The organism is Flavobacterium denitrificans DSM 15936 (genome assembly GCF_000425445.1).
Taxonomy (GTDB): Bacteria; Bacteroidota; Bacteroidia; order Flavobacteriales; family Flavobacteriaceae; genus Flavobacterium; species Flavobacterium denitrificans.
In genome coordinates this window covers 261,550-279,919 of sequence record NZ_AUDL01000008.1, presented here as the reverse complement: position 1 = coordinate 279,919, position 18,370 = coordinate 261,550, and the positions used below count along the sequence as shown (strand labels likewise).

The 18,370-nt window shown below is 33.4% G+C and carries 18 protein-coding genes; 6 read left to right on the top strand and 12 right to left on the bottom strand.

The window, feature by feature from the left end; all coding sequences use genetic code 11:
* Positions 1-35: 35 nt before the first annotated feature.
* The 7 genes from H600_RS0104805 to recF form a co-directional block, all read right to left on the bottom strand.
* On the bottom strand, positions 36-587 hold the full coding sequence (locus H600_RS0104805) for an RNA polymerase sigma factor (protein ID WP_026727727.1): 552 nt from the start codon (positions 585-587) through the stop codon (positions 36-38).
* A complete protein-coding gene (locus tag H600_RS0104800; protein ID WP_026727726.1) occupies positions 578-1,684 on the bottom strand; it encodes a glycosyltransferase in 1,107 nt (368 codons plus the stop codon). The genes H600_RS0104805 and H600_RS0104800 overlap by 10 nt, the downstream gene beginning before the upstream one ends.
* A 125-nt stretch (positions 1,685-1,809) precedes the next feature.
* Positions 1,810-2,382, bottom strand: coding sequence for an FMN-binding negative transcriptional regulator (locus tag H600_RS21845; RefSeq protein ID WP_051234368.1), 573 nt, complete (start codon positions 2,380-2,382; stop codon positions 1,810-1,812).
* 83 nt (positions 2,383-2,465) lie between these two features.
* Entirely contained in the window at positions 2,466-3,479 is a 1,014-nt protein-coding gene (gene murB / locus H600_RS0104790; RefSeq protein WP_026727725.1) for a UDP-N-acetylmuramate dehydrogenase, read from the bottom strand.
* Between the two features lie 539 nt (positions 3,480-4,018).
* Positions 4,019-5,068 carry a glycosyltransferase gene (locus tag H600_RS0104780; protein WP_026727723.1) on the bottom strand — a complete coding sequence of 350 codons (1,050 nt, stop codon included), beginning with the start codon at positions 5,066-5,068 and terminating at the stop codon, positions 4,019-4,021.
* An 88-nt stretch (positions 5,069-5,156) separates the two neighbouring features.
* The gene (locus tag H600_RS0104775; protein ID WP_026727722.1) at positions 5,157-5,834 is read right to left on the bottom strand and encodes a DUF2461 domain-containing protein; all 678 of its coding nucleotides are present in this window, start codon (positions 5,832-5,834) and stop codon (positions 5,157-5,159) included.
* 121 nt (positions 5,835-5,955) lie between these two features.
* On the bottom strand, positions 5,956-7,035 hold the full coding sequence (gene recF, locus H600_RS0104770; protein ID WP_026727721.1) for a DNA replication/repair protein RecF: 1,080 nt from the start codon (positions 7,033-7,035) through the stop codon (positions 5,956-5,958).
* A gap of 242 nt (positions 7,036-7,277) precedes the next feature.
* Here recF and H600_RS0104760 point away from each other — a divergent pair, with 242 nt between their 5' ends.
* From H600_RS0104760 to H600_RS0104735, 6 genes are all read left to right on the top strand, one after another.
* Complete coding sequence (locus H600_RS0104760) at positions 7,278-8,057, top strand: tetratricopeptide repeat protein (RefSeq protein ID WP_026727720.1); 780 nt, start codon at positions 7,278-7,280, stop codon at positions 8,055-8,057.
* A 109-nt stretch (positions 8,058-8,166) separates the two neighbouring features.
* Positions 8,167-8,739, top strand: coding sequence for a 6,7-dimethyl-8-ribityllumazine synthase (ribH, locus tag H600_RS0104755; RefSeq protein WP_026727719.1), 573 nt, complete (start codon positions 8,167-8,169; stop codon positions 8,737-8,739).
* A gap of 212 nt (positions 8,740-8,951) precedes the next feature.
* A complete protein-coding gene (mutL, locus tag H600_RS0104750; protein ID WP_026727718.1) occupies positions 8,952-10,892 on the top strand; it encodes a DNA mismatch repair endonuclease MutL in 1,941 nt (646 codons plus the stop codon).
* The gene (locus tag H600_RS0104745) at positions 10,889-11,686 is read left to right on the top strand and encodes a rhomboid family intramembrane serine protease (protein WP_026727717.1); all 798 of its coding nucleotides are present in this window, start codon (positions 10,889-10,891) and stop codon (positions 11,684-11,686) included. Before mutL ends, H600_RS0104745 begins: the two co-directional genes overlap by 4 nt.
* Positions 11,687-11,732: 46 nt before the next feature.
* Positions 11,733-12,593: a rhomboid family intramembrane serine protease gene (locus H600_RS0104740; protein ID WP_026727716.1), complete on the top strand. Its 861-nt coding sequence runs from the start codon at positions 11,733-11,735 to the stop codon at positions 12,591-12,593.
* Positions 12,594-12,611: 18 nt separating this feature from the next.
* Positions 12,612-13,658, top strand: coding sequence for an endonuclease/exonuclease/phosphatase family protein (locus H600_RS0104735; RefSeq protein WP_026727715.1), 1,047 nt, complete (start codon positions 12,612-12,614; stop codon positions 13,656-13,658).
* Between the two features lie 153 nt (positions 13,659-13,811).
* On the opposite strand, the gene H600_RS0104730 is transcribed toward H600_RS0104735, so the two are convergent.
* The 5 genes from H600_RS0104730 to H600_RS0104710 all read right to left on the bottom strand — a co-directional run bounded on the left by H600_RS0104730 (position 13,812) and on the right by H600_RS0104710 (position 18,370).
* On the bottom strand, positions 13,812-14,426 hold the full coding sequence (locus H600_RS0104730; protein ID WP_026727714.1) for a WbqC family protein: 615 nt from the start codon (positions 14,424-14,426) through the stop codon (positions 13,812-13,814).
* A 92-nt stretch (positions 14,427-14,518) separates the two neighbouring features.
* Complete coding sequence (lepB, locus tag H600_RS0104725) at positions 14,519-16,099, bottom strand: signal peptidase I (protein WP_026727713.1); 1,581 nt, start codon at positions 16,097-16,099, stop codon at positions 14,519-14,521.
* 65 nt (positions 16,100-16,164) lie between these two features.
* A complete protein-coding gene (dapB, locus tag H600_RS0104720; protein ID WP_026727712.1) occupies positions 16,165-16,866 on the bottom strand; it encodes a 4-hydroxy-tetrahydrodipicolinate reductase in 702 nt (233 codons plus the stop codon).
* Between the two features lie 38 nt (positions 16,867-16,904).
* A complete protein-coding gene (locus tag H600_RS0104715; protein WP_035108377.1) occupies positions 16,905-17,468 on the bottom strand; it encodes a DUF5683 domain-containing protein in 564 nt (187 codons plus the stop codon).
* Positions 17,468-18,370: a ParB/RepB/Spo0J family partition protein gene (locus H600_RS0104710; RefSeq protein ID WP_026727710.1), complete on the bottom strand. Its 903-nt coding sequence runs from the start codon at positions 18,368-18,370 to the stop codon at positions 17,468-17,470. Before H600_RS0104710 ends, H600_RS0104715 begins: the two co-directional genes overlap by 1 nt.

Sequence of the window (18,370 nt, the reverse complement as noted above, 5' to 3'; positions counted from 1 at the left end):
TGATAATACTTTAATCGTTTCTTAAAGATAGTGAATTATCTGTTGCGTTCAATGATTTCTGCCAATAATTTTTTTGCACGCAGCAGTTTGACTTTTACGTTGCTTAAAGGCTCGTCAATTTTAGCTGCAATTTCCTGATAGGACATTTCTTGGAAATAACGCAGCTGAATAACTTCTTGATAATGGGGTTTCAATTCTTTGATGCATAAAAGCAAACGGGAGAGATTTTGCTCTTTAATTAATGCATCTTCGGCTGATGGAGTAGGATCGGCGATATTATATGCCTGTTGGTCTTCGGTATCAGTGATTTCGATAAAAAGATTGGTTTTCTTTTTTCGCAAAATATCTATATAAACGTTTTTTGCAATACTGATTAACCAAGTGTTGAATTTGAATTCAGCGTTGTAGGTGGCAATTTTGTCAAAAGCTTTTGAGAAAGTTTCAATTGTAATGTCTTCGGCAATTGTTTCGTTTTCGGTGCGTTTCAGCATAAAGCCGTACACTTCATTCCAATAAAAATCTAATAAAAAAGTAAAGGCGATCTGATCGCCTTTTTTTGCTTTTTCTATTTTAGAATTTATTTCCAATGTACCGGTTTTGAAAAGATATTAGTTATAAAGATATTAATTTGTGTGAATATAACCATAACCTCTACAACAGGAAACCAAATTTTAAGATCTTTTTCTTTTAATTTTCCGGCCGAAAATCCCATTACGGTCCATGCAACGGTATATCTAGTTGCCAAAATAGCCAATACTGCAATCCATTGAAATTGGAAAGACAGTAGAATAATAACTAATATGAAGAAAAATAATTGCGAGATATAAAAAAGACCCAATTGCAATTTGTCAAAAAACTTATAATGTTCAGCAGTGGAAACATGTCTTCTTTTTTGGCTGAACCATTCCTTATAAGATTCTTTTGGTTTTGAATAAGTAAAACTTTCCGGGGTATAGGATATCGTCGTGTTTAATTTGTTGGCGGCTTGATTTATAAATAAATCATCATCTCCAGAACGTATCTGAATGTGATCGATAAAACCATTCACATTAAAAAACTCTTCTTTTTTATAAGCCAGATTACGGCCAACTCCCATGTATGGAAGTCCTATTTTTGCCCATGAAAAATATTGAACTGCAGTTAAGATAGTTTCAAAACGAATTACTTTGTTTAACATCGAACGATCTATTTTTTCATAACCACCATAACCCAGCACAATGGTTTTGTTCATTGTGAACTGCGATGTCATTGATGTGATCCAGTTTTTAGAAGTTGGATAACAATCGGCGTCAGTGAATAAAAGATATTCTTTTTTTGAAGCTTTGATTCCTAAAGTCAAGGAGTATTTTTTATTCCCCCAGAAAGCTTCGTTGTTTTCAACTTTTACTAAACGAATATTTGAATATTGTTTTTCAAATTCTTCAAAAACTTCTAATGTTTCATCACTTGAAGCATCGTCGATTAAAACAATTTCAAAATCAGGATAATCTTGTTCAGCTAAAAGGGGCACAAATTTCTTTACATTTTCTTCTTCATTTTTAGCGCAGACAATTACTGAAACCGGAAGTTTTTTTTGTGTAACCTCTTGTGGTTTAGCGAAAGCAAACTTTCCAAATACACCTAAGTAATAAAAAAGTTGTACGACAACGATACCAATAAAAAAGTAAAATAAAATTGTAAGCATCTGATTTTAATATCTTTTAATTTCTGAATCTTGCGAGTGCAAATGTACTTATGAATTCCTAATTTTCAATGTTCAAAACCAATTTACTTTCGGCATTTTGACATTTCTTTTGCAACAGCAATAGCCTAAGGGTTTTCGGTTTTTTCTAATTCCGAAATTATGTTTTTATAATTAAAATCATCACGATTTTGAGATAGTTTTTTAGTTGCCTGAATTTCACTGATTTCGATCTCAAAACCGAAGATTCCACGAGCTTCTCGCATGGTTTTAGCTGATAAATTTTCAACTCGGATTGGCTTTTCGGAATTTGCTTCGTATTTGTCGACCAATTTCTTTAATTGTTCTACCGAAGTTTCGTAATCTACAATCTTGATTTTTCCGTAAACATGTACGGCTATATAATTCCAAGTTGGCACATTTTCATGATCGTACCAAGACGAAGAAATATAACTATGCGGACCTGTAAAAACGGCCAAAACCTGATCGTTTTCTTTGAAACCTTCCGCTTGCGGATTCAGTTTTGAAATATGCCCTTGCAGAATCTCTTTTCCGTCAGCATTAATTTCAAGTTCTATTGGAATATGCGTTGCACATAATTTTCCGTTCGTTTGATTGATCAGGATTCCAAAACTATTCTCTTTCAAAAATGCTCTGATTTCGTCCTGATTTTCGTTTTTGTATAAGTCTGGAGTGTACATCTTGATTGTTTTTTTGCCACAAATTACACGAATTAGCACAAATTTAAATTAGTGAAAATTCGTGTAATTCGTGGCAGAATATTTTAGATTACATTTACTTCTGCTTCAATCTGAATTCCGAATTTTTCAAAAACGGTTTTTTGAACTTCTTTAGCAACGGCTAAAATTTCTTGACCAGTTGCATTTCCGTAGTTTACCAAAACCAAAGCCTGATTTTTATGTACTCCCGCTTCTCCAAAGCGTTTTCCTTTTAAACCAGAATGCTCGATCAGCCAACCAGCTGGAACTTTAACTTCGGTATCTGAAACTTTGTAAAACTTCATTTCAGGAAATTTTTGATGGATTTTCTCAAAATCAGATTTCAATAAAATTGGGTTTTTGAAGAAACTTCCGCTGTTTCCTAATTCTTTAGGATCTGGCAATTTGCTTTGTCTGATGGCAATTACAGCATTACTGACATCTTTTAATGTTGGTTCAGAAATGTTGTTTTTGGCCAATTCAGCCAAAATATCTCCGTAAGAAGTATTGATTTTATGATTGTGTTTTGTCAATTTATAAATAACCGAAGTAATAATGTACTGATCTTTTACTTCATTTTTAAAGATGCTTTCTCGGTAACCAAAATCACATTCTGCATTTGTGAAAGTTTTGGTTTCTTGAGTCGCAATATTCATCGCTTCGCAAGAAACAAAAGTGTCTTTAATTTCGGTTCCATAAGCGCCAATATTCTGAACTGGCGTTGTGCCGACATTTCCAGGAATTAGCGACATGTTTTCTAATCCGCCAAAATTGTTTTCGATTGTCCACAGAACGAAATCATGCCAAACTTCGCCAGCTTGACTTTCAACCCAAACAAAATCGTCGTCTTCTTTTGTGATTTTTTTTCCTTTTAAATCAATATGAATAACAAGAGCGTCAATATCTTTGGTTAAAAGCATATTGCTTCCGCCGCCCAAAATAAATTTTTTCTCGTTTTTGTTTTCTTGTAAAACTGTTTTTAATTCAGCAATTGAATGAACAGCAACAAATTGTTTAGCACTGGCTTCAATGCCGAAAGTGTTGTATTTTTTTAAAGAAAAATTGGATTGGATTTCCATATATAAAAGGCTTTTTAATATAGTTCAAAAGTAAGGATTATAATTTTTGGTTTAACCGCAAAAAAGGTAAAGTTTTAAGCTTTTAGGCATAGCTTAGAATATTTTGTTTATGTGGTTGTTAGATTTTTCAATCATTATAATGATGAAGGGAATTGATATAGAAATTATATAAATTAAGAATCCAACAATTTTATCAATGAATCTTATTCCATTTTTTCCTCTAGCTGGTCTGGATCCTTTGATTGCAATAATAATGTTTCGTTTATATAAATACTGAAAAATTGGATTGAGAATTTTTATTTGTAAAATAAAAATTAGTGGAACAGTATAATATATGTCAAAAGGATGCGACTTGTGTCGAAGTATTCCAATAACAAAAAAAATAATGGCAAATAATAATTGTTTTATGAAGAAATCTCTTTTAAAAAGTAAATTATACCTGAAAGATGTAGGATTGGAATTTGGACCAGCGATCATGTAAAAAACAAGATATCCAAAAGCAAATAAAAGTGGCAGCAGAATTATGATTTTATCCATTTTTATTTAGAACATGAGTCCAGCAACTCCTGATATTTCTCCGAAATAACCTTCATATTAATATCGTAACTTGCATTTTCTTCCACAAATTTTCTATTTCGAATTATTGTTTCATTTCTCAATTCCGAATTCTCAAAAGACCAAATCAATTCTTCGGCTAACATTTCAATATTGTCGATTTCAATCAATTGTCCGTTTTCGCGATGATTAATCCAGCTTTGATTTCCAGGAATATCTGAAACTATTGGGTAGCAATTGCAAGCCATTGCTTCGAATAAAGATGCTGAAACGCCTTCGGTAATAGGCATGCTAATGTAAATGTTGGATTGCTGTAATAATTTGGGAAGTTCTGTATTTGGAATTCTTCCTGTAAAAATGACTTTGTTTTCGATTTGGAGTTCTTTGGCCAAATCTTTTAAATATTGCAATCGAGTTCCATCTCCAACAATCGTCAGCGAAAAATCAATTCCATTTTGATTCAAAATTCCAAAAGCTTTCAAAATAGAATCATGTCGGTATTCTGGCTGAAGTGAACGTGTTACAATAGCTTCAATTTTGTTTGAATTATTTGTTGAAGGTGTAAAAAGTGCTAAGTCAATTCCTTTCGGGAGAACCAAAACTTTATTCATATCAACTCCAGTTGCTTTCATATGAATTGCCATTACAGGTCCCCAAGCATGAATTAAATGTGCTTTTTTGAAAGCATATTTTTGAATGAATTTTTTAAAAGGATACAATTTAGATTTTTCTGGCCATAAATCAGTTCGGCCTTGTTGTGCGATTGCTATAGTTTTTGAACCTGATATAGCAGCTAGAAAACCATAACTTGTCGTTCTTTCGGCAATCACCATGTCTGGTTTTTCTTTTTTTATGATTTTCCGAATAGAAATCGGAGCAAAGAAATACTCTAAAATACGTTTGAATCTTTGATTGTTTGAGGTTTGAAGTTCCCAAGTGATGATTTCAAAATCGCCAAATTCTTTCAGGCCTTTCATCCAGGTTATGGCGTCGGCGCGATAAGATTCTCCAAGAAAAAGTATTTTCCTTTTCATTAATAAAATGTTTTTTCGCCACGAATTTCACAAATTTCCACTAATTAATTCGTGTCAATTCGTGAAATTCGTGGCGATCTAATCTTTTTTAGAATTCTTCAGTATCTAAAGCTCGGTTTATGAATTCGTTTAATGGCTTTAACGCAATCAGTTTTTTGCTCATTTTTGAAACGAAATCTTTCTGAGTCACTTCAGAAATATCGTAAACTTGAGTTGCGGTGAAACTCTTCAATTTTAAAAACTCGGCAGCAGGATGGTCTTTTTCATAACCGCGTGGCATACTTTTAAGTGAATTGTTTTCGTTGAAATCTAAGCTTCCGAACTCTTTTCTAAAATCTTTATTAGTAAGGATTTCTTCTAAATCATCATAAAAGAAAGCAATTTCTTTACGGACTTTTTTCAAATCTTCCGATTCAGGAGAGTAAAATCCACCGGCGATAAAACTGGCGCCTTTTTCGATATGAACATAATATCCAGCGCGGTTTAGACCTTTTGTTCCGCCAGACATCCAGATTCCTAAATGCGCTTTATAAGGTGATTTGTCTTTAGAAAAACGAATGTCACGATTAATTCTAAATGTACAATTTTTAACTTCTAATAATTCTAATGAAGGATCGAGCGGTTTCATCGCATCCAGAAAATCGCTTACTAATTGATGGTAATCTTTTTTGAAAACTTCGTACCGTTTTTTATTGTCCTGAAACCATTCTCGATTGTTGTTCTTTTTTAAATCGTCTAAAAATTGCAATGATTCTTTCGTTAGCATATTCCTTAATGTTATTGCAGTTGTTTTTAAGTTTTTTATTCAGGCTAATTTAATAATTTCTACTTTGGGATTGATTCTAAAAACTGATACAAATTATATCAATTTTAGTAATCAGCTAAAATCATAAATTGAATATTTTATAACTCTGATGTGTTGATTTTACAATCGCTTCGGTTCTTTCTGGATGTGTGTCAGAAATAAAAAGCTGTCCAAAGGTTTCGCTGTTTACCATTTCTACAATTTTAGCAACGCGAGTTTCATCCAGTTTGTCAAAAATATCATCAAACAAAAGGATTGGTTTTACACCACTCTGTTTTTTCAGAAATTCAAATTGAGCCAGTTTTAAAGCAATCAGAAAAGATTTTTGCTGTCCTTGCGATCCGAATTTTTTTATTGGATGCGAATCAATTTCAAAAGATAAATCGTCTTTGTGAATCCCAACAGTTGTGTAATGCAATGCTCGGTCTTTATTTACGTTTTCCTGTAAAAGCGTTAGTAAGTCTTTTTCGAACAAATGACTTTCATAAACTAATTGAACGCTTTCTTCAGATCCAGTTATGGCTTGATGGTGTCTATTAAATATAGGTATAAACTGCTCGAGGAAATCTTTTCGTTTTTCAAAAATCGATTTTCCATATTCTTGCAACTGCTCATTATATATAGATAAGGTGTCGTTGTCAAAAGTATGATTGAGTGCAAAATATTTTAAGAGCGCGTTTCGCTGCGTAATCACTTTTTGGTAGTTTATCAATTCATGCAAATAAGTTGAGTCTAATTGCGAAATAACGCTGTCCATAAATTTACGGCGCGTTTCACTTCCTTCCACAATCAAATCGCGGTCGGCAGGTGAAATAATTACTAAAGGAATAAACCCGATATGATCAGAAAATTTATCATAGGCTTTTCCGTTTCTTTTTAAAACCTTTTTCTGTCCTTTTTTTAAACTGCAAACAATCTGTTCTGTTCTTTCATTTTTGTCAAGTTCGGCATCGATTACAAAAAACTCTTCGCCGTGCTTGATGTTTTGAACCGCAAGCGGATTAAAATAACTTTTTCCGTAAGCCAAATGATAAATTGCATCAAGTACATTGGTTTTTCCAATGCCATTTTTTCCCACGAAACAGTTGATCTTGACGTCGAAATCAAAATTAGCTTCAGAAAAGTTTTTATAATTGAATAATGAGATCTTGTTTAAATGCATTTTTTAGGGACTCCAAGTGTAAAATTTGCTGTTTTTGAACAGCAAAAATTTGAGGGTGCAAATTACCGAAAATTATCGATATAATTGGCTTTACAGCAATCTCTAGCCGATTTATTTTACCGCTTCCGCGAAAGGACAAGCGAATAAGAAAAATATTTTTTTTAAAATAGTGATAAAATTGATTTTTTTTGTCTCAGTTTCAAGAAAAATTTTATTTTTGCCGTTCACTAAATTATTTTTAAATGGCAACTTACAATAAAAGAGGATATAAGACACCAAAAGAGAAGGAAGTTAAAGAAGTTACTGAAGAACAACAGGTAGTTATTGATGAAAAAGACAGCACAACAGCTGGTGTTTTTTCTAAATTAGACGAAACTGCTTCAAGAACTGAGGATTGGGTGGCTAAAAATCAAAAAATTATTATTGGTTTAGTTGCTGGTATTGCAGTAGCTACTATCGGTTATTTGGCTTACCAAAAATTTATTGAAACTCCTAAACAAGACGAAGCTGCAAACGAAATGTTTGTTGCGCAGCAAAACTTTGATAAAGCTGTAAACGGTGTTGCAAGTGATTCGTTATATAAATTAGCATTAAACGGATCAGAAGGTAAATTTGGATTCATTAAAATTGCAGATGAATATTCTGGGACAGATGCTGGAAATTTAGCAAACTACTATGCTGGTATGGCATATTTGAATACGGGGAAATTTGATGATGCTATCAAATATCTTGGAGAATTTAAATCTGAAGATGCTATTTTAGGTGCTTTGGCGACTGGAGCTATTGGAGATGCTTATTCTCAAAAAAACAATCAAAAAGAAGCTTTGAGCTATTATGTTAAAGCGGCTGGTGTTAATAAAAATGATTTTACTACGCCTCGTTTCTTGTTAAAAGCAGCTAAAACTGCAATCGCTCTAGGTCAGAAAGAAGATGCTTTAAAATATTTAAATGATATCAAGGATAATTTTGATGCAACTCCAGAAGCTGCTTCTGTTGATGTATTGATTGGATTAGCGCAATAATTATACTTTTTGAGTTCAGATTTTTGATTTTAGATTCGTATTTTAGCAATCTGAAATCTATCCCGTCCCGATTGTTTCGGGATTTGGACTAAAATTTAAAATAGTACAAATGGCTACTGAAAATAAAAATTTATCAGAATACGATAAAAACACAATCCCAAATGCGAAAGACTTTCGATTTGGGATTGTTGTTTCTGAATGGAATGATGTTATAACAGAAGGACTATATAATGGTGCTTTTGATGCATTAGTAGATTGTGATGTTCCTGCGCAGCAAATCATCAGATGGAATGTTCCAGGGAGTTTTGAGCTTATTTATGGCGCAAAAAAAATGTTGCAAACACAAAATGTTGATGCTGTAATTGTAATTGGATGTGTAATTCAAGGAGAAACTAAGCATTTTGATTTTGTTTGTGAAGGCGTAACGCAAGGAATTAAAGATTTGAATGTACAAACTGATATCCCGGTTATTTTTTGTGTTTTAACAGATAATAATATGCAGCAGTCAATCGACAGAAGTGGTGGTGCTCACGGCAACAAAGGAACCGAAGCTGCAATTGCAGCAATCAAAATGGCATACATTCGTCAGCAGGCATCAATAACTCATGCTTTCAATCAGCCTTTATTGACTTCTGGCGCGCTTCAAATTGAAGATTCTCCAAGAAAAATCGAAAACGAATAAAACACAATTGTTTTAAAAAATACTAAAACCTATACTGTGTAAAAATAGTATAGGTTTTTTGTTTTTTTTATGACTGCAGATATTCAAAATCACAATCAAAATTCATTAAATTTGTACACCTTGGTTTTTTAAAATCCAAAGTGGACTAACATTTTTAATCTAAGATTTTTAACCATAAAATCAAGGAAAAAACCTTTAACCCAAATTTTTTAATGTCGAGTATTATTCAATTACTTCCTGATCACGTTGCTAACCAAATTGCCGCTGGAGAGGTGGTTCAAAGACCAGCTTCAGTTGTAAAAGAGCTGTTAGAAAATGCTGTTGATGCAAAAGCGACTGATATTAAATTGATTATAAAAGATGCCGGCAAATCATTAGTTCAGGTTATTGATAATGGAGTAGGAATGACGGTTACAGATGCCCGTTTGTGTTTTGCGCGTCATGCCACTTCAAAAATTCGTCAGGCGGAGGATTTGTTTTCGCTGGGAACAAAAGGTTTTCGTGGAGAAGCTTTGGCATCAATCGCGGCGATTGCTCACATGGAAATGAAAACCAAGCAAGATCAAGACGAATTGGGAACGCATATCGTAATCGAGGGAAGTAAATTTGTCTCGCAGGAAGTGGCTGTTTTGCCGAAAGGAACGTCATTTGCGGTCAAAAATTTGTTTTTCAATATTCCAGCACGCCGTAATTTCTTAAAGTCTGATACAGTTGAATTTCGTCATGTTATGGATGAATTTCAACGTGTGGCTTTGGCGCATCCAAATATTCATTTTAGCTTTTATCATAACGGAAGCGAATTGTACAATCTTCCATCAGCAGGATATCGTCAAAGGATTGTCGGAATTATGTCGGGCAAAACCAATGAAAAATTGGTTCCTGTAAATGAAGATACCGAGATTATAAATATTCAGGGTTTTGTATGCAAACCGGAATTTGCGAAAAAGAGCAGAGGAGAGCAGTTCTTTTTTGTGAACGATCGTTTTATAAAAAGTGGTTATTTGCATCATGCGGTTATGGCGGCTTATGATGGTCTTTTGAAAGATGGCATGCAACCAAGTTATTTCTTATACTTGCAAGTACCGCCAAATACCATCGATATTAATATTCATCCAACAAAAACTGAAATTAAGTTTGACGATGAATCGGCTTTATATGCCATTTTAAGAGCATCGATCAAACATAGTTTGGGACAATTTAATGTGGCTCCTGTTTTGGATTTTGAAAGAGATGCCAATTTAGACACGCCATATCATTATAAAGATTTAGAAGCTGAAACGCCAACAATTCAAGTTGATGGGAATTTCAATCCCTTCACAGATGATAAAACGAATCAGCATTATTCAAAAGGAAGTTCAGGATCTGGCTATAGTTCAGGATCTTCATTATCGTCGTCATCTTCTGGTTCTTCGTATTCAGGATCATCTTATTCGGGTTATTCAAAAAGAGTCGAACCAACAGTAAGTTGGGAGAGTTTATATGTTGGTTTGGATACCGAAAATCCAGAAACGATTGAAAGTTCGCCTTTTACATTTGAAAATGAAGAAGTGACATCGTCTTTGTTTAATGATGATGAAGTAGAACAAGCAAGTCAGAAAACGTATCAAATTCATAAAAAATATATTGTTTCGCCAATTAAATCAGGAATGATTATTGTAGATCAGCAACGAGCGCATCAGCGTATTTTGTATGAGCAATTTTTGTTGAATATGACTGTTAATCAAGCTTCAAGCCAACAATTGCTTTTTCCATTGGATTTGTTTTATTCTACTGTTGAAATGAAATTGATTGAGGAATTAAAACCTTCATTAGAAACAACAGGATTTATTTTTGAAGATGCGAAAACAGATCATATTGTGATTTCTGGAATCCCTGTAAATATTACCGAGAGCGAAGTTTCGATTGTAATTGATCAATTATTGAGTGATTTGCAGGACGGAATTCCGGCAAACAGTTACAGTCAAAATGATACAATTGCCAAATCAATGGCAAAAAGTTTAGCGGTTAAAACAGGGTCTTATTTAACCGAAAAAGAACAAGATAATCTTGTAAATGGATTATTTGCTTGTAAAGATCCAAATATTTCACCTTTTCAAAAACCTACTTTCATCACTATGCGTGTGGAAGATATAGATAAAAAGTTTGCTTTATGATGAACATGACTCCAGTTGTCAAACAACTGCTTATAATTAATATTATATTTTTTATTGGTGCTCAAATGGTACCGATTTCCTACGAATATTTTTCATTGTTTTATCCGGAAAGCAATGATTTCAGACTATGGCAGGTTTTTACGCATATGTTTATGCATGCGCCATGGCCAAATTTTGCACATATTTTATTCAATATGTTTGCATTATACAGCTTTGGATCTGCATTAGAGCATTTTTGGGGTGGAAAAAAATTCTTGTTTTTTTACATTTCCTGCGGACTTGGAGCTGCATTGCTTCATACAGGAGTAAATTATTTACAATTGCATTCGCTTCTGGATTCTGTATCTGGTTTAAATTTATCTAAAGCAGATCTTCATTTGATTTTGAATATGAGATATGAATCTGGCGAAATCATACAAGGTGAAGTTGCTACAATTTTAAAAAATGCACATTGTACTCAGGAGCAATTTAATGTTTTAGGACAGGCAGCAGGAATTGTTCAGTCCCCTGTTTTGGGAGCTTCTGGAGCAATTTACGGTTTATTAACGGCTTTTGCTTTTATGTTTCCTAATGCGCAATTGGGATTATTATTTATTCCTGTTCCGATAAAAGCAAAATATTTTGTTCCTGGAATTTTGGCAGTAGATTTGTTTTTAGGGTTTAAAGGAAGTTCTTTATTTGGAAGTGGCGGAACTGGAATTGCGCATTTTGCACATATTGGTGGGGCAATTGCTGGTTTTTTAATGATGTTGTACTGGAAAAAAAATCAGTTTAATAACAATCGTTGGAATTAATTTTTAACTTTAATTGATTAACTTTAAAAAACGAAAAGAAGACTTTATGAATATTCTAGACGATTTAAAACTGCAATACAAACTTGGTGGTATCGCCATGCGTGTTATTTATTGGAATGTTGCTTGTTTTTTAATTTCTTTGGTTTTCTATAAGTTTTCAATTGGTGTATTTGATTTTCCAAATTGGCTGGCATTGTCGTCAGATCCGCAGGTTTTTATGTTCAAACCATGGACATTTTTAACGTATTCTTTTTTCCATTTCGGATTCATGCATCTGTTGTTCAATATGCTGGTTTTGAATTTTGCAAGTAATCTGTTTTTAACGTTTTTTAGTCAAAAACAATATTTAGGTCTTTATATATTAGGAGCTATCTTTTCAGGAATCATATTTGCATTAAGTTATTATATTTTAGGGAATTCAGCTTTAATAGTTGGTGCTTCGGCGGCCATTATGGCAATTTTAGTTGCTGCGACAACCTATCAGCCTTTAATGAATGTGAGATTATTGTTTTTCGGAAATGTTAAACTCTGGCATATTACTGGCGTAATTTTACTTTTAGATTTAATGCAGTTGCGCCTTGAAAATATGGGCGGACATATTTCGCATTTAGCAGGCGCATTTTTCGGTTTTATATTTATAAAACTGCTTCAAAATGGTACTGATTTAAGTATCATTGTTTCTAGAGTATTAGACTTTTTTGCTAATCTGTTTAGAAAATCCCCAACGACCCCATTCACAAAAGTTCATAAGAATTACAAAAAACCTACGGAAAAAACTTCGTCAAGAATTGTTGCGAAAGACAAGACACAACAACAAATTGATGAAATTTTAGATAAGATTAGCCAGTCTGGTTATGATTGTCTGACAAAAGAAGAAAAAGAGTTTCTATTTAGAGCTGGAAAATAAATCCTTTTAGCAAATAATATGAAAAACCTTTCGTGGTTTAATAAAATAATGTTCTTTTTGAATATAGTGCTTACTGTTTTTACTTTTAGCATTTATATTTTACCTTTTTTAGCACCTAAAAGTTTTCCGCTTTTATCGGTGCTTACGCTGTTTATGCCTGCTTTTTTCGTCGCAAATGGATTCTTCTTTCTGTATTGGGCAATTCAGTTCAAAAAGCGTCTAATTTTATCTGGATTGGTTTTATTGATGGGAATTACTTTCATTAGCAAATTCTATAAATTTTCTGCTAAGGATTATGTTGAAGATGAAAAAAACTTTTCAGTTATGAGTTATAACGTTCGTCTTTTTAATGTTTTCAAATGGTTGGATCGTGATGATATTCCAGAAAACATCAAAACGTTTATTGATGAAAAAGATCCTGATATTCTCTGTATTCAAGAATATTCAAATTCGGCACATTTGGATTTAAAAGTGTATCCGCACCGTTATATTTTTATTGATGGTAATAAAATTAAAACCGGACAGGCTATCTTTTCCAAATTTCCAATAATCGAAGAAGGGAATATTGTATTTCCAAAATCAGATAACAATGTTGTATATGCTGATATTAAACGAGGAAAAGATATTATTCGTGTCTATAACATGCATTTGCAGTCTATTAGAATATCGCCAGATGTAAATGAGATTTCAAATGATATTGACAACGTAAATCAGAAGAAATCACAGCTAATTTATAACAGAATAAGCAAAGGGTTTAAGCAACAGCAAGAGCAAGCAGAGATTTTTAAAGAACATATTAAAAAATGCAAAACTCCAATGATCATCTGCGGAGATATGAATAATAGCCCTTTTTCGTATGTATATAGAAATATTAAAGGAAAACTAAAAGATGCTTTTGAAGAAGCTGGAGGGGGATTTGGAGCAACTTATAAGTTCAAATATTATCCAGCAAGAATTGACTATATTTTTACAGATAGTAAAATGAAAGTGAAACAATTCGAAAGTTTTTCAGATTTCGAAAATTCAGATCATTATCCTATTATGGCAAGGCTTTCGATGGAATAGGTTTTTAAGTCGAAAGTCGAAAGTCAAAAGTCGAAAGTCAAAAGTCAAAAGTCAAAGGTCAAAAGTCGAAAGTCGAAAGTCGAAAGTGAAATGTTGGATTAAAATAAATAGTATATTTCACAGCTTACAACTTACAATTCTGCAATTCAGAGCTTAAAGTATTTTCTGTGTTTTTAAATAATCCATTGCGAATTTGCCTTCGTTAAAAAGCAGATCCAATACGCTTAAATTGTTTATGAAACCATGTTTGTCATCAAAAACCTGAGTGTATTTTTCGAATGAATTAGCGTCTTTTTTTCCATTTGCTAAATATCGGAAATCATTAAAATCGGGTGTTTCATGAAAATATTCAGTGGTTTTGCTAAAATCTAATTTCATTCGTAGGCATTTTGTTACAGTGTCTAAAACTTCGAAATTAAGATCCGTTAAAAAAGTGTGTTTTTTTTCGAAAATAGGTACAATATCATCTTCGAAGTACTCGAAGAAAGGAGAGCTTCTATATGCTGCTTCAAGCGATTTAAAATGCTGTTTCTGCCAGTCAAATTCGTTTTCGATCAAAATATCTTTTGTTTTTTGATGCGCCGCTTTTGAATGCTTCACTGGAATATTCAACAATTGAATTCCATTTGGACTGTAAATGTAAGTCCTGTTTCTGTTAGTCTGCTTCTGAAAATTATCCTCCATTTCAAAAGTAATAGTCTCAGATTGAGCCATAACAGCAAAGTGGCTTATTGATGGAAAATAGGTAGGAAGTAGTAACGAATTCATCTTGTTTGTTTCAGGTTTAAAAGTTTCAGGTTCCAAGTTGACGTTAAATAACGTGAAACTTGAAACCTGAAACAAAAATAACTTATTTTTTATTATGCTTTGTTTTCTTTTCTTTTTCTCCAGAAGAATTCTCCAACGAAATAAAGAGCAAGAAGGATTAGGAAGTATTTGAAATACGATTGCGGTTGGCCTTCGCCGTCAACAGTTGTGAAAACTCTGCTCCAGCGTATTTTGTTGATTCCTTTTCCGTTTGTATCCCAGCTTAACCAGATGAAAACAGGTTTTCCAACAATGTGGTTCTCTGGAACATATCCCCAATAACGGCTGTCTTCAGAGTTGTGGCGGTTATCTCCCATCATCCAGTAGTAGTTTTGTTTGAAAGTGTAGCTAGTTGCTGGTTTTCCATTTATGAAGAACTTTGAGTCTTTTAATTCTAAAGTGTTTCCTTCATAATTGGTAATGATATCTTTATAAAAAGGAAGAGATTCGTTTGTTAATGCTACTGTCTTTCCTGCTTCAGGAATATAAATTGGGCCCATATTGTCTTGGCTCCATTTATTGATATGAGGGAAAATGGCATTGTCATTTCCTTTATCAATTTTTCTAATTACAGCAGTGACACCAGGTGTGTTTTTGAATCTTTCTGCTCCTAGTTCGGTTAAAGCTCCTAAATAGAGAGTGTCTCTTTTTTCGATTGCATTCCCCGCGGCATCAATTTCAGTTCTGAAGCCTGCACGATCAGTAATGTCTAATTCTTTAAAAATAGTTCCAAAGTCAATTGGCGTTTTTTCGTCTAAAGCAACAGCGTAAGAATATTGAGGTTTAGCTCTTTCTGGTAAAGCTAATTTCTTTCCGTTAATGAAGACATAGCCATCTTTTATTGCTAAACTGTCACCCGGAATACCTACACATCTTTTTACATAATTAGATTTTTTGTCAATAGGCTTGATAACACCCGGTCTTCCTTTTGGTTCGAAGAAATAATGAACGGTGTCGACAGGCCAGTTAAAGACGACAATGTCGCATCTGTTGATTTTTTCAATTGCTGGAAGTCTAAAATATGGCAATTGTGGCCATTTTAAATACGATTTGCTTTTTGTCAATGGAATAGAGTCATGAACCATCGGCAAAGCAACAGTTGTCATAGGGACTCTAGGGCCATAGTTTAATTTGCTTACAAACAAAAAATCTCCAATCAATAATGATTTTTCAAGAGATGATGTAGGGATTGTGTATGGTTGCACTACATAAGTATGAACCAATGTTGCAACGATTATTGCAAAAAGCAAAGAACTTACAGTGTCTGCAGTTTTAGTTTTTGGGGTTAAATCACGGTCTGCACGATATTCAAGCTTTTGAGTGTAGTTTACATAATAGATGTAAAATCCTAATGTGAAAATTCCCAAAACAGTATCTAAGGTTGATCTTTTTCCAAATGTTCTCAAGGTTTCAACCCAAACAACAGGAAACATAATTAAGTTGATAATTGGAATAAAAAGCAACAAAGTCCACCAAGTAGGACGGCTAATTATTTTCATTAAAACAATTGAGTTGTAAACTGGAATTGCTGCCTCCCAGCTTTTTCTTCCTGCTGCTTGATACAGTTTCCAAGTCCCAATAAAATGAATTACCTGAACAGCCAAGAAAAAAACAAACCAAAAATATAGTGTCATAATATTTTGTTTAGAATTTGAAGTTCAAGGCCGTATTATTGCAACTTTGAACTTTAAATCAGTTTTTATTTTAGATTTAATACATCTTTCATTGTGAAAATTCCTGTTTTTCCTGCCAACCACTCGGCAGCAATTACAGCTCCTAATGCAAAGCCTTCACGATTGTGAGCGGTATGTTTTATTTCAATGCTGTCAATAGCAGAATCGTAATTTACAGTATGAGTGCCAGGAACTTCACCAATTCTTTTGGCTTCAATATGAATTTGATTGTTTTTCGCTTCATCTAAAGTCCATTCAGAATAGTTGCTATTTTGAATAACGCCTTGAGCTAATGAAATTGCAGTTCCACTTGGAGCATCAAGTTTGTGGATATGATGAATTTCTTCCATAGAAACTTTATACGAATCAAATTGATTCATGATTTTAGCTAAATATTCATTTAATCCAAAGAAAATATTTACACCTAAACTAAAATTTGAACTTGAGATAAAGCCTCCATTTTTTTCATTACACAATGCAATCATTTCGTCGTAATGTTCTAGCCATCCGGTAGTTCCCGAAACCACAGGAACACCAGCGTAAAAGCAGTTTGATATATTGTCTACTGCTGCAGTTGGAACACTGAAGTCGATCGCAACATCTGCTTCTGAAAGACCTTCGTATGTATTGAATTCGTCTTTTTTCAAAATAATTTCATGACCTCTTTCTAAAGCAATTCTTTCGATTACTTTACCCATTTTGCCATATCCTAAAAGCGCAATTTTCATTTTGTATGTTTTTTTTGAATTTCCAAATAGCGTTGATGCTATTTAAAAGTATAATTAAAAGTTAATCCAACGTTGGGTCTGAATGTTACATCGTTGGGATAGATTTCTGGACGCATTGATAGTCTTTCGTTTACATTGAATTGAATCAAAGCGGCATCAACGTTTGCGTCTATTATATTTAAGACGTAAAAACCAACAACGAATAATGCTGATAAATCCCTGTTTCTCTGATAAAATTTCTGACCTGCAATAAGTCGGTCATCATCTAAAAACTGATAGTTGTCGTCATTGTATCCTTCTAGCCTACGTTTATAGGCGTCGCGATAATCGTGGTATTTTTTGTTGTTGTCGATGTAGAAATAAAGACTGGTACCAATTGCTCCGTAAACTAAAGGAATTTTCCAGTATTTTTTGTTGTATGCTTGGCCTAAACCGGGCAAAATTGCTGAATAAAATGCGGCTTTTGCTGGTGTAAGCGGGTCTATTTCTTCCAGTTTGGTAGTGTCTTTAGCGACCAAAACCGCATCTGATTTTGCTTGAGCAAAAGTAGAAGCGGTTCCTATGAGAAAGAACAATAAACTTATGGGGACAATCTTATTCACTATCCATTAATTAATTTTATAATCCTATTAAAGTCTGCTTCGGAATTAAATGGAATTGTAATTTTTCCTTTTCCATTGCCAGCAACTTTAATATCAACTTTCGAACCAAAATAGTCGTTGAAAGTGTTTTTTTGTGTTTCTCTAACCACAAAAGAAGCGTCTGCTTTTGGTTTTCCTTCAGCTTTTGGCTGTTGACCTTCGTGGTAATTTTTAACTAAAGCTTCAGTTTCACGAACAGATAAATTCTGACTTACGATTTTTTGATAAATATCAGTCTGAACGTCTAAATCTTCAATGTTGATAATTGCTCTACCATGTCCCATGCTGATAAAACCATCGCGAATACCAGTTTGAATAATCGGATCTAATTTTAAAAGTCGTAAATAGTTTGCAATTGTTGAACGTTTTTTTCCAACGCGCTCACTCATTTGTTCTTGAGTTAATTGAATTTCGTCCATCAAACGTTGGTAAGAAAGAGCGATTTCAATTGGATCTAAATCATGACGCTGAATATTCTCTACTAACGCCATTACTAATGATTCATTGTCATTAGCAATACGAATATATGCAGGAACATGCGTTAGTCCAACTAATGTCGAAGCTCGCAAACGGCGTTCTCCAGAAATCAGCTGGTATTTGTTGAATTCTAATTTTCGAACAGTAATAGGTTGAATTACACCAAGTTCTTTGATAGAAGTGGCTAATTCGCGTAATGATTCTTCGTTAAAATTGCTTCTAGGCTGAAACGGATTTATTTCGATAGCACTTATTTCAAGCTCAATGATGTTTCCAACAACCTTGTCAGCATTTTTATCGTCAACTGATTTAATGTCGTTTTCGGGATCTTTTAATAATGCTGATAATCCTCTTCCTAAGGCTTGTTTTTTAATTGCTTTTGTCAT